The following is a 13,048-nucleotide window of genomic DNA, read 5'->3' on the forward strand; positions in this document are numbered from 1 at the left end:
GAATTTTTACTTAATAATTTTGTGTTTTATTGCGAGTTGGTCTTTTTAGTATTTATAGAAAGTCTGATCTACAAAATTAAAAAAAGATTTCCAGTTTATCGGCTAGTTTTGCAGGTTTAGTTGAGTCTTCTCTGTTGTTGGCTCTAAAGAAAGATCTCAAAGGGATTAAAAGAGAGTCAAAATTCCAAATCATAGTCAAATCAGCCAAATAATTCGTAACTTTGTCGCGCAAGAAAAAGATTAAAAGATATTCTTCTCAGAATATAAACTTAACCCAAGTAACAAATTCAATAGGTAATGAGTAAAAATGACCCACACGTACTTGGTACGGTTCCCATTGGAAAACTATTATTACAATATTCTATTCCGGCAATTATCGGAATGACGCTAACATCAATGTACAACATTATCGATAGTATTTTTATCGGTCATGGTGTCGGAGCTATCGCTATTGCGGGATTGGCAGTTAGCTTTCCCTTAATGAATCTGGTGATTGCCTTTTGTATGCTGGTATCGGCCGGCGGGTCGACTATTGCATCGATCCGATTGGGACAGAAGGATGTCAATGGGGCCACCGAAATCTTATCACATACCTTAAGCTTGTGTCTGATCAATTCGATCGTGTTTGGACTGATGTCTTTCATCTTTCTAGACGACATCTTAATGTTTTTCGGTGCTAGCCACGAGACACTGCCCTATGCCAGGAGTTTTATGCAAGTCATCTTGCTTGGCACTCCGATATCGTATACCATGATCGGATTAAACAATGTAATGCGGTCAACGGGATATCCGAAAAAGGCTATGCTGACTTCAATGGTTACGGTATTTGCTAATATTATCCTCGCTCCGATTTTTATCTTCCAATTTGAATGGGGCATGCAGGGAGCGGCTACCGCCACAGTGATCTCACAATCCATTGGTATGGTTTGGGTGTTACACCATTTTGCCGATAAAAGGAACATGGTGCATTTTGAAGGAAATATCTGGCGAATAAAGCGTTCGATCGTAAAAGATATCTTTGCCATAGGCATGTCACCTTTCTTAATGAACGTTTGTGCCTGCGCCATCGTGATCATTATCAATAACGGCTTACAAGCGCACGGAGGGGATATGGCTGTGGGAGCATATGGCATCATCAACCGCCTGCTAACGCTTTATGTCATGATTGTGATTGGCTTAACCATGGGCATGCAACCGATCATCGGGTATAATTTTGGGGCTCAACAACACGAACGGGTGAAGAGAACTTTACGTTTGGGTATCATTTCGGGAGTTGTGATCACTAGTAGCGGATTCATCATCTGTGAATTGTTTCCACATGGGGTCTCGGCCATCTTTACGGATAATGACGAACTGATTAACATTGCTGTAGAAGGAATACGATACGGGATTTTGATGTTCCCGTTAGTCGGTGCACAGATTGTGATCTCTAACTTTTTTCAAAGCATTGGTAAGGCTAAAATCAGTATCTTCTTATCGCTAACCCGCCAATTGGTCTATTTGTTGCCCGGATTGCTAATCTTCCCTCATTTCTGGGGACTGAAAGGTATTTGGGTGAGCATGCCGGTATCCGACGGTTTAGCATTTATCACAGCCATGGCCAGTTTAATGATTTACATTAAGAAGGAAAAAGCTATAAATAGAATATAGGAGTAATCTCACACAAGGGGGCTGCTCTCAACAAAATCAGCCCTGTTACCAAATGGTAGCAGGGCTGATTTTATTTAAATGGTATCGAGATCAGTCTATGATCAATATAGCATCCGATAGCATGGAATTATTTATTCTCGCTTTCACTGTCGTTAGGCAAAATCAAGTTAAGGAGAACTCCGATCAAAGCAGCCAAACCAATGCCGGATAGAGAGAACTGTCCGAACGTCAAGACTGCACCACCGATACCGATGGTCAAGGTCAAAGAAACAATGACAATGTTACGAGTGCGACTCAAATCAATACAGCTATTGATGAGGTTCGAGATACCGGCACAAGCGATTGTTCCAAAGAGCAACAACATGATACCACCCAAAACAGCACTAGGTATAGATTTCAATAGAGCACTTACCTTACCGATTACGGAAAAGATGATGGCAGTAATGGCTGCAATACGAATCACTTGCGGATTAGTAATCTTAGTCAGCGACATTGCGCCGGTCACCTCTGAATAGGTGGTCACAGGAGGGCCTCCCAAGAATCCGGCTGTCAAACAAGCTAATCCATCGCCCAATAAAGTACGATGTAAGCCTGGATCCTTTACAAAATCTTTTTTTGCAACCGTATTAACAACATACACATCACCGATATGCTCGATCACAGGAGCGATAGCAACAGGCATCATATATAAGATCGGTTCCCAAGAGAATACCGGGAATACAAAATGAGGCCAGCCGAACCAAGCCGCATCGCGCACACCCGACAAATCGAGGTCGTATGCAACAAAAGCCACAAGGTAACCGACGATAATTCCTCCGAAAATTGGGATCAACTTTAATAACCCTTTGGCTTTCATCGAAATCACAACTGCAGTAACGAGTGAGACGAGAGCCAACACCCAGTTTTCTTTGGCCATATTGACACCAACACCGGCAAGCGACAAACCAATAAGAATAATCACAGGGCCGATAACCACAGGAGGGAACAACCGTTCAATGAGTTTCACACCTTGCCATTTAACCAAAGCACTCATCACAAAATAAACGATGGCAACACCAATCATACCGGACAAGGTCCCGGCCAATCCGTAAAGTTCAGTTGCTTTAATAATGGGCGCTATAAACGCGAAACTACTTCCAAGGAAGATAGGCACTTTTCCGCGAGTCACGGCATGGAAGATTAAAGTACCGATACCAGCCGTAAACAAAGCTGTTGAAGGGTCAAGCCCCACTAATAAAGGAACAAGTACGGTCGCACCAAAGGCTACAAAAAGAAATTGCACACCGACGATCCCTTTACGCAAAGGAGAAAGGTTATTCGAATCCATAAAATTATTGAGTTATTTACGGGCAAAATTAATACTTTTCAGCCAAAACCACATCATTTTGCAAAGAAATGCTGTCGCATAAAATCTCAAAAAGATCTTTTTTAAAAAGAAAATGCCATTATGAATCCAATAACCTTCAATTAAGCTCTAGTCAACGACTCTTTTTATCGTACTCTCGACAATCGAATCACCGATCCTTCTTTCTTATAAGCCACACGATGAGTTTGAGAAATTACAGAAAGCACGGTTTCCGGTTTAGTCTCGGTCGAGAATTCACAAGTAAAACACTCTGTTTTTATTGAGTCGTCTTCGTAGACAAAACGGACATCGTATAATCGCTCTAGCGTGTTGGTAATATCCAACAATGAACTTTCTTGGAAACATAAACGACCGTTTATCCACAGTAGCACATCGTCAGGACGAGGGTATTCCACGAGCTTCGTCTGGTAAGAATCTGCGTTAACCGTCAATGTCTGACCGGGGTTTAAGACAATGCCATCATCCGAATGCAAAGGTGAGTCAACTCTTACACGTCCTTTCAAAAGGGTGGTCACGACAACGCGCTCGTCTTCACGGGCACGAACATTAAACTTAGTACCAAGAACATTGGTTTTGATATTTTTGGCATTTACCACAAAAGGCGCATGCTTATCGGAAGTGACTTCAAAGTAAGCTTCTCCCGATAGATCGACTAGACGTTTGCGTTTTAAGAATGAAGAGTGATAGGTTAACTGGGTAGACGAGTTTAGCCAAACCCTACTTCCATCGGGAAGAACAAACTGAGCACGCTGTCCCGGCAAGGTTGATACGATATAATCTCCATTGCGGACATTATCCCATCCCCAAAACAAAAAGCCCATAAAAACGATACCTGTAAGAAAAGCGGCAACAGGCACAGCCCATCTCCTCCACGACCTTTTCGGCACCTTCTGAGTTTTTGAGGTAGTCGACGAGTTGAAGAGCTTGGCTTTAGCCCTCTCCAAATGAGCTTCAGTATCTACACGATTCAGCACATTTAAACGTTCGTCGATAAAATTGATATAATATAATTGCTCTAATAACTTTCGATTATCGGGTGATTCGTCACACCATTGTTCAACGCGAAGGCAATCCTCCTCGCTACTAATACCTTTCAAGTAATCTAATAAAATAGATTCATTCATATTTTTTACAGTCTGTTTACTATTAGAATAACAGTTATACAAGCAAAGATACTAAATGAAAAAAAGAAAAAAGTTGTTTTTCTCTCTTTTCATTTCATTTTTCTGTACCATTCATTACTTTTGCCTTATATTACATGATCATTACAAGGAATGAATATACAGACATTTCATATCGAACACGAAAATAACGAAGCTATTGTTTTAGCTTTAAAAGCCAATGATAAAAAGGTTTTTGAAGCATTATACCGATGTTACTTTAGTAAACTTTGCGCTTTCTGCTCACAATATGTCAATCAAGGTGAATCTGAAGAGATTGTACAAGACACCATGATATGGTTATGGGAAAATCGTACCGGATTAATGCCCGACTTGATGCTTAAGACTTTACTCTTCACCATTGTGAAGAATAAAGCAATCAACCGTATCGCTCATTTTGAAGTTCGCAGAAAGGTCCATTTAGAAATTGCCAATAAATATAATGAAGAGTTTTCTTCACCTGATTTTTACTTGAATAACGAGTTGTTTAATCTCTATCAAAAAGCACTCGATAAGCTACCGATGGAGTTCAGACAAGCTTACGAGATGAATAGAAATCAGCAATTAACCCATAAAGAAATTGCGGAGAAACTTCAAGTCTCTCCGCAAACAGTCAATTACCGCATCAGTCAAGCATTAAAACTTTTGCGTATTGCATTAAAGGATTATCTTCCTCTCTTAATCTTACTTGGATATTGGAAAGAATGAAATAGCTTGCCCTCCTCCCGCAGCCATTTTTATCGTAAGTGAATCATTAGCCGTTACCGTTTTTGTCGTAATTGTATAATCCGTTGGACGGGTTTTCCAATCGGCATGCTCGCCATCAGCGTAGATCACGGCTTTATAGTTCTGACCGCTCTCTAAGAAGTCGAGCTTAACAGTGACCGTACGAGGTTGTTCATTTGTCGAGGCTCCTAAGAAGTAATTTTGCTTAGCCTTACGAACGACCACAATAAACTGTCCCGGTTCACCGGCTAATGCTTTCGACTCATCACAATCCGGATCGAAATCACGGAAAAACTGGAAAGCGGGGTGATCTTTGTAATTCTCGATTAGATCGGAAGCCATCTGTAAAGGGGAATAGAGAATCACCCAATTGGCAAGTTGTTTTGCCAGAGTCGTATTAACGCGACTATTACCTTTATCGAGAGGGTTCCACGGCTTACGTTGAGGTGAGTTCCGACTATTCAAAAACAAGATATCAAAAGTTCCGGGAGTATAATCCATCGGGCCGGCCAACAAACGGGTAAACGGCAAGATCTCATGATGAGAGGGGGCGTTGCCTTCGCTCCAAGCGTTCCATTCCATCCCTCGAGCACCCTCACGAGTCATCATGTTGGGCCATGTCCGACGAATGCCTGTATCTTTGATGGGTTCGTGAGCATCAATCGTCATTTGATAACGAGCAGCGGTCTCCACGACTTTCTGATAGTGGCGCACGCCATATTGACTATGATGCAAATGTCCATTGGGGAAGCCACCGGCATAACCGGTCTTTAGATTATGCACTCCATAATCGGTATACCACTTCATCGCTTTGTCTAACTGACGTTCGTAATTAGGAATATTACCTCCGGTTTCGTGATGTCCGATAATCTGTACACCTTTCTTTGCAGCATACGCAGTAATGACATCCATATCGAAATCGGCGTAAGGCTTAGTATAATCGAATCCTTGACCAACACCCCAGTCTTCCCAACCTTGATTCCAACCTTCGAAGAGCACCCCATCAATATGATTATCCGCAGCAAAATCAATATAACGCAATGCGTTGGCTGTTGTCGCTCCATGGCGCTCGTCCATCTTCCAAGTCTCAATGCCGAGATGCATTCCCCACCAGACACCAACATATTTCATCGGCTTAATCCAATCGGTTGTTTCCAAAGCACAAGGGTCATTCAAATTAAGGATGAGCGACGAATTAATCAATCCCACAGCATCGGGTGAGATCTGAATCGTACGCCATGCTGTAACAAACTGATTCGCTTTACGAGCTTTTATACCGTCAGGCCAGGCCGACAACTCTGCCTTAAAAGACAAACGATCGGTCTGCTTTAAAGTCATTTCAGGAAAATCGTATAACGCAGCTTCATGAATGCTGCCATAGCTACCGTCAACCGTCTTAAAGGTAAAAGGCGTATTTGCTGTTTTAACCTGACTAAGCGGTTGTTCGGTATAAGCGAATTCATAAGTCTCGGCATTTCCTGGTATAGACCAAGATTGCCCATCGTTCACAAAACGAAAACAAGTTTGTTCGTCTGTGATCATCAGAGAATCGACACTCGGTACGTTGTATTCGTAACGAAATCCAAGACCATCATTGAATAAGCGAAAACGAATAGTCAACTCTACTTGATCGTCATTCTTTAGATTGACCGCCATCTCGTTATAGTAGCTTCGATTAGATTTATTCTCACCCCATGGCTGCTTCCAAGTCTCATCTTTTTCTGAGAAAGTAGTCGACAGCAGGTGAAAACCTGAATCTAAACTCAACCTCTCCTGGCCTTTAAGTCCCATTTCCGATGGAGCAATCCATAGTGAGTCGTCAATCAGCACCTTATAGGATAAATTCCCCTCCGAACTGAGTTGAAAAGCTAACTTTAGTTTTCCGTTAGGTGATTCAACATCTGTTTTAGAGCTCTTACAAGCCGTAAGCCCCAAAAGACAAACGAGCCCTAATTGCAAAAAATATCGTTTCATATCAATCATTTAAAATTCTAAATCGGCAAAATGTGGATTGTGATCGGTCAGATACAAGCCATTAGATAACTCGGAAGACTTAATCACAGCTTTTCCAACAGTTATATTAGGCGTTACAAATATGAAATCGATTTTCTCACGCTGATCTTGAGGATAGCGTCCGAAATCGTGGAATGTATACTCTACTCCTTCTTTATGTGAAGCGACTTTCCAAGCATCTTTTAGCACGAACGCATTGGTCGTTAGGGTTTGATAAGCCTCTGAGGAATCTGAAACATTAAAATCACCGGTCAACATTGTAGGGTGTTCTCCAACGATTTCTTTTATTTTTTCAATAATGAGCAAGGCACTTTGTCGACGAGCTTCCACTCCAACATGATCGAAATGAGTATTTACCGCAAGAAAGATTGCTCCCGTCTGTTTATTCTTTAGTTTAGCCCAAGTTGCAATTCGGACACAAGCGGCATCCCATCCTAAGCTGACACTATCGGGAGATTCCGACAACCAGAATGTGCTTCCATCGACTAATTCAAATTTATCTTTACGATAAAAGATTGGTGCATATTCTCCTTTGGTATGCCCATCCTCGCGACCCACACCAACATAAGCATAATCGGGCAATTCAGTTTGCAAATCATTTAATTGATTATTCAAAACCTCTTGCATACCAATAATATCCGATCCTGTTGACTGGATATAAGCGGCAACAGAGTCTTTGCGAAACGCCCAAGCATTGGCACTATCAGCAGGATTATCGTATCTAATATTAAAACTCATCACACGTACTTTATTTTTTTCTACGCTACATGAATTAAACAAGGTAAAAGTAAAGGCAAAAAGAAGAGTTGAAAAGAAAATGTGTAGTGTTTTCATAAACTATATATTTTTGAGATCATTTATAATTCGTACAAAGATAATACAAATCATATTAAGCGATCCAAAAAAAAATATATTTTAAGGATGCAGTATTAAAGGCCAAAGCGTTATTATATTAAGGCTAAATAGCTCTTTGGTGAAAAACAAGATATTAATAAGAAAATAAAATAGAGTCAGAGGATAAGATAATTTATTTTTAATACGCCTTTATAAAAAAACAGAGGACTGTATAATAAATATAAAAATATTTTTTGTAGTTTTGTAAAAAAAGAACAAATAATATATTAAAACAAATCAATAAATACACCATCATTGAACGAACAATAAGAGTGATTTAAAAAACCGATTTATAAAAGAGAATTATGATAGAATACTTCAAGATACCATCACAAGCAGAAATTGATATACCCATTAAGAAAAAAGCATTTACGGATAAGATTTCTCTTTCTGCGACAGAAAAACGACTCGTCCAAGACGATATTGAGTCCATAGTGATGAGAGGTCTATTTCAAACACAAACAATAGGTTTACAAAACTATAAGAATAATCATCATAATTACAATCAGATCATCATATCAGAAGTAAATATAAAGTCGATAGAAAACATAAAAACCATATGTTACTTAGTTCAAAAGATTTTTCCAGCTCATATGTTTCTAATCGTGCAAAGTGACAATAAATATTGCATCAATTGGTGTGATAAGCGCGTCGCCTACTCTAATACAGATAAAATGATCGTCGACAATCTTACCTTTACCAGATGGTTCAAGCCAGACCCGAATGATCGGATTATTACAGATTGGTTAAAATCACTAGATGTTACTTGTCCCATGTGCCACAACCTAAAGGACCTCTTCGACAGCATAGTCAACAAACTCTCATTATTATCTGTTGCGGACGAAATCGGTTACTTTGTCAATATCGACAAAAGAAGCATTGACGACTATAAGTTAATCCTTAAGCAACTGGAGATTAATCGCGAAAACCAAACCTTACTACTCAATAAAATTCAAGAAGAAACCCTGTTTGATCGAAAAATGGAATGGGCGGTTAAACTAAAGAGTTTACAACAGAAGGAGAGCGAACTAAAAAAAGAGTTATAGCAAGACCATTCACTCAATAAAAAAGACACAAAAGTCCAAAGAAAGAAGATAAGAAGCGCCAAGCTTCATATCGAAGAGTCTCAGAAATATAAAAAATAAGGAAAATTTAAAAGGATAAGTTGATGAGCGGAAAACGAGACTCGAACTCGCGACCCTAACCTTGGCAAGGTTATGCTCTACCAACTGAGCTATTTCCGCAATATATAAACAAATAAAAAAAGAGCGGAAAACGAGACTCGAACTCGCGACCCTAACCTTGGCAAGGTTATGCTCTACCAACTGAGCTATTTCCGCAAAACTGTGTGAAGAGAAGGAGACTCGAACTCCCACGACAAATTGTCACTACCCCCTCAAAGTAGCGCGTCTACCAATTCCGCCACCTCTCCATTACAGATATGTCTTATTGTCTGTGCCCAGAACAGGACTCGAACCTGCATGCCTTGCGACACACGCACCTGAAACGTGCGCGTCTACCAATTCCGCCACCTGGGCAAAGACGTTCCAATAAATCAAAGAAAAAGAGCGGAAAACGAGACTCGAACTCGCGACCCTAACCTTGGCAAGGTTATGCTCTACCAACTGAGCTATTTCCGCGTTTTAGTTTGCGGTTGCAAAGGTAGACATTTTTCACTAACTTGCAAATATTACATCAGCTTTTTTTAGTGCTTTTTTCTTCCTTTAAAACCGCTCTAAAAGGATCTTTTTGATTATCAACTCATTCGATTTCGATAATCCTCATAAACAAACTGTTTAAAAACTTCCGCCTCTCCATTTTTTCGGGCAAGAGCAATGGCCGGATGGTGTATCCCGTTAAACATATTTGTTTTAACCATCGTATAATGAATCATATCTTCAAAGATGATTTCTTCACCAATAGACAGCTCATGGTCAAAACTCCATGAACTCATATAATCGCCGCTAAGACACGAGTTTCCACCCAAACGATAAACAAACGGACCCTCATCCCCCGCCTTAGCTCCACGAACAGCCGGCTGATAAGGCATCTCAAGGCAATCGGGCATGTGACAGGTAAAACTAACATTTAGTATCGCCGTCTTTATCCCTTTACTCTCGACAATATCCACAACCTTAGATGTCAACACCCCTGTTTGCCATGTAAAAGCAGATCCGGGTTCCAATACGACATGCAGGTGAGGATAACGAGATTTCAAACTCTTTAGAACTTCGATCAGATGAGAAACATCATAATCACTGCGGGTCATCAGATGTCCACCTCCCAAGTTTAACCATTTAATTTGATCGAACCATTTGGAGAAGCGTTGTTCAAGGTGCTGCAGTGTACGCTCTAATTCATAAGAAGACGATTCACAATGACAATGACAATGAAACCCATCGATTCCCACAGGCAACTTTTCGGGTAACAAATCGGAAGTTAAACCAAAACGAGTACCCGGAGCACATGGATTATAAAGCTCCGTCTCGACTTCCGAATATTCAGGATTAACGCGCAAACCACAAGAAATGGGATCGCGATGACCCAAAGTTAACGGATAGAAACGCTCAAACTGCGATAGCGAATTAAAGGTGATATGGCTACTACAATCCATGATTGTGGGAAAATCTTCCTCCGTATAAGCAGGCGAATAAGTATGCGCCTTACTGCCAAACTCCTCGAAAGCCAAGCGAGCTTCATACACCGAGCTAGCTGTTGAGTGATTGATATATTCCCGGAAAATAGAAAACGAACGCCACATCGCAAACGACTTAAAAGCTAAGATAATTTCAACCTCAGCGGCATCAGCTACTCCTTTTATGACACTTAAATTCTTTCTCAACAGTTCCTCTTCCATGATGTAACAAGGATTAGGAAATCGCCCAAAATCTATCATTTATATTCTTTCTATTTAAAATTCGTGTGCAAAAATAGCTATAATTTAAATGCAACTATGCGTTTTAGAAACTATTTATGCACACCTCAACCTCAATATCACTTCCGACGGATCAAACTCAAGGAATTTAGAACCACGCTGACACTAGAGAAAGCCATTGCAGCACTAGCCAGCATAGGGTTCAGAAGTAGCCCGTTTATCGGATACAACACACCGGCAGCAATAGGAATACCAATCAGATTATAGATGAAAGCCCAAAATAGATTTTGATGAATCAAGTTAACAGTTTGCTTGGAGATATGAATAGCTTTAGGAAGCAAAATAAGATCGGAAGTCATCAAAGTAACCATCGCTACATCCATCGCAATATCAGTTCCCTTTCCCATGGCAATACTCACATCGGCTAGTGCTAAAGCTTGCGAATCATTAATGCCATCACCAACCATAGCCACTCTCTTACCTTGCAGTTGCAACTCACGAATAAACTCCTCTTTATCATCAGGCAAAGCGTCAGCCATAAAATGATCGATTCCAAGTTTTTTAGAAACAGAACGTGCCGTACGTTCACCATCACCAGTCAACATATACAATTCAATGCCTTGTCGTTTCAGCTCTTTTACAGCTTCCACAGAAGTCGGCTTAATACGATCGGCTACAGAAATGATAGCCAACAACTCTCCTTCACAGCCAAAATAAATAATACTATTCCCTTCCGATTCATCTTCCACCAACATGGAAATCATCACTTCCGGAATCGTAACATTAAAATCCTTTAGAAGCTTATGGCTTCCAACCCAATACGTTTTCGATTCAAAAGCAACCTGAACCCCTTTACCTGTTAAACTCTTGAAAGAATCGACCGGAATCGATTCCACCTTTTCTTCCTCTAACGACGCAACAATAGAGGTCGCCAAAGGATGTTCCGACTTCAATTCAGCAGACAAAAGAATGCGTTTAAATAAAGGATCTTGCGTAGAAGCCCACAACCAGCCGGTCACAGTAGGATGCCCCTCAGTCAATGTGCCTGTCTTATCGAACACGATAGCATTCACTTTTCGCATCTGTTCCAGCGCCACAGCATCTTTGATCAAAATATGATGATCGGCCGCCTTACCAACACCAACCATTAAAGCCGTAGGCGTAGCCAATCCCAAGGCACAAGGACAAGCGATAACAAGCACCGATACAGCCGAAAGCATACCATAAGAAATATTAGCATCCCCACCTAACAGAATCCAAAGGAATACCGTCAATAAAGAAATACCCAAGACAATCGGAATAAAGATTCCGGTCACACGATCCACAATACGCTGCACAGGAGCCTTACTCCCTTGCGCTTCCTGAACCATACGTATGATACGGGCAAGAACCGTAGAGCTACCAACCTCACGAGCCTCAATAACGAAAGATCCACGTTGATTAATCGTACCGGCTAAGACCGTATCCCCAATTTGTTTCTCAACAGGAATCGGTTCACCACTAATCATACTCTCGTCCACATACGACTCCCCTTCAAGAAGCACGCCATCCACAGGGATCTGCTCTCCCGGCCGAACAATAACCGCATCACGAACCTGCAAAAGTTCTATGGGAATATCGACCTCTACCCCACCTTTGGAAACTCGAGCTGTTTTAGGCTGCATCCCCATTAGACGTTTCAATGATTTAGATGTATTACTTTTTGCACGTTCCTCCATCAACTTACCAGTCAGAACAAAGGCTATAATTACAACAGAAGCTTCATAATAAACATGAGGTTCAAGTCCCCTATTCAACCAAAAGTCAGGAAAGAATGTATTAAAAACGCTAAAGAGAAAAGCAATTGACGTACTTAAAGCCACAAGCGTGTCCATGTTTGCTCGCCCGATACGAATCTGCTTCCAGGCCCCCACATAAAAGGGACTTCCAAAATAAACAAGGACTGGAAAAGCTAAAAGCAGCTGAAAGACAACAGAGTAAGACCAATCATGAAAAACCATAGATAAGAGTAGCATAGGGACTGCAAAGATCCAAGCTCCGACGACCTTTCTCTTCAAATCCCGAAAGCGTTTTTGCCCGTCTTCCTCTTGACGCTCTTCTTTGTTCGCTTCCTCAATAATCAAATCATACCCGGCAGAAACAATAGCCGAACGCAAGTCTTCAGGAGACAGCTTATCCTTTTCAAAAGAAACAGACAAACTATTCGTCGCAAAGTTCACATTCGCTTCAAGTATACCGGGGAGTTTTCTTACAGTTTTCTCGACATTAGCTGCACAACTGGCACAATGCATATTGAGCACAGGATAAGTTTTTTTATTAATATTATTCATTGGTTTAAGTTTTTGTTCTAAAATACAAGTTGAA

9 protein-coding genes and 5 tRNA genes are annotated in these 13,048 nt (G+C 40.8%); 3 read left to right on the forward strand and 11 right to left on the reverse strand.

The window, feature by feature from the left end; translation table 11 throughout:
• The first annotated feature begins 297 nt into the window (after positions 1 to 297).
• Positions 298 to 1,650, forward strand: a complete 1,353-nt coding sequence (locus AC4PG5_RS04680) for an MATE family efflux transporter (protein ID WP_492030282.1) — start codon at positions 298 to 300, stop codon at positions 1,648 to 1,650.
• Positions 1,651 to 1,777: 127 nt separating this feature from the next.
• On the opposite strand, the gene AC4PG5_RS04685 is transcribed toward AC4PG5_RS04680, so the two are convergent.
• Both AC4PG5_RS04685 and AC4PG5_RS04690 read right to left on the reverse strand, forming a co-directional pair.
• On the reverse strand, positions 1,778 to 2,977 hold the full coding sequence (locus AC4PG5_RS04685; RefSeq protein WP_492030283.1) for a uracil-xanthine permease family protein: 1,200 nt from the start codon (positions 2,975 to 2,977) through the stop codon (positions 1,778 to 1,780).
• A 164-nt stretch (positions 2,978 to 3,141) separates the two neighbouring features.
• The gene (locus tag AC4PG5_RS04690; RefSeq protein WP_492030284.1) at positions 3,142 to 4,140 is read right to left on the reverse strand and encodes a FecR family protein; all 999 of its coding nucleotides are present in this window, start codon (positions 4,138 to 4,140) and stop codon (positions 3,142 to 3,144) included.
• 150 nt (positions 4,141 to 4,290) lie between these two features.
• On the opposite strand from AC4PG5_RS04690, the gene AC4PG5_RS04695 reads away from it, so the two are divergent.
• On the forward strand, positions 4,291 to 4,884 hold the full coding sequence (locus AC4PG5_RS04695) for an RNA polymerase sigma-70 factor (protein WP_492030285.1): 594 nt from the start codon (positions 4,291 to 4,293) through the stop codon (positions 4,882 to 4,884).
• Here AC4PG5_RS04695 and AC4PG5_RS04700 read toward each other — a convergent pair.
• Together AC4PG5_RS04700 and AC4PG5_RS04705 are read right to left on the reverse strand one after the other, a co-directional pair.
• Positions 4,861 to 6,876 (reverse strand): glycoside hydrolase family 97 protein, encoded by a 2,016-nt coding sequence (locus AC4PG5_RS04700; RefSeq protein WP_492030286.1) that lies wholly within the window; start codon positions 6,874 to 6,876, stop codon positions 4,861 to 4,863. The two genes, AC4PG5_RS04695 and AC4PG5_RS04700, sit on opposite strands and share 24 nt — an antisense overlap.
• A 9-nt stretch (positions 6,877 to 6,885) precedes the next feature.
• Entirely contained in the window at positions 6,886 to 7,749 is an 864-nt protein-coding gene (locus AC4PG5_RS04705) for an endonuclease/exonuclease/phosphatase family protein (protein WP_492030287.1), read from the reverse strand.
• A 365-nt stretch (positions 7,750 to 8,114) separates the two neighbouring features.
• On the opposite strand from AC4PG5_RS04705, the gene AC4PG5_RS04710 reads away from it, so the two are divergent.
• Entirely contained in the window at positions 8,115 to 8,855 is a 741-nt protein-coding gene (locus tag AC4PG5_RS04710) for a DUF4391 domain-containing protein (protein WP_492030288.1), read from the forward strand.
• Positions 8,856 to 8,980: 125 nt separating this feature from the next.
• Here AC4PG5_RS04710 and AC4PG5_RS04715 read toward each other — a convergent pair.
• The 7 genes from AC4PG5_RS04715 to AC4PG5_RS04745 form a co-directional block, all read right to left on the reverse strand.
• Positions 8,981 to 9,053 (reverse strand) — tRNA-Gly (locus AC4PG5_RS04715).
• Between the two features lie 23 nt (positions 9,054 to 9,076).
• A tRNA-Gly gene (locus tag AC4PG5_RS04720) sits at positions 9,077 to 9,149 on the reverse strand.
• Between the two features lie 9 nt (positions 9,150 to 9,158).
• Positions 9,159 to 9,241: transfer RNA gene (locus AC4PG5_RS04725), tRNA-Leu, on the reverse strand.
• A 24-nt stretch (positions 9,242 to 9,265) separates the two neighbouring features.
• Positions 9,266 to 9,347, reverse strand: a tRNA-Leu gene (locus AC4PG5_RS04730).
• A gap of 29 nt (positions 9,348 to 9,376) precedes the next feature.
• A tRNA-Gly gene (locus AC4PG5_RS04735) sits at positions 9,377 to 9,449 on the reverse strand.
• 116 nt (positions 9,450 to 9,565) lie between these two features.
• Positions 9,566 to 10,705 carry a carboxynorspermidine decarboxylase gene (nspC, locus tag AC4PG5_RS04740; protein ID WP_492030289.1) on the reverse strand — a complete coding sequence of 380 codons (1,140 nt, stop codon included), beginning with the start codon at positions 10,703 to 10,705 and terminating at the stop codon, positions 9,566 to 9,568.
• Positions 10,706 to 10,803: 98 nt separating this feature from the next.
• Positions 10,804 to 13,014 (reverse strand): heavy metal translocating P-type ATPase, encoded by a 2,211-nt coding sequence (locus AC4PG5_RS04745; RefSeq protein WP_492030290.1) that lies wholly within the window; start codon positions 13,012 to 13,014, stop codon positions 10,804 to 10,806.
• Between the last annotated feature and the right edge of the window lie 34 nt (positions 13,015 to 13,048).

This window comes from Bacteroides sp. QWL-09 (assembly GCF_058683585.1).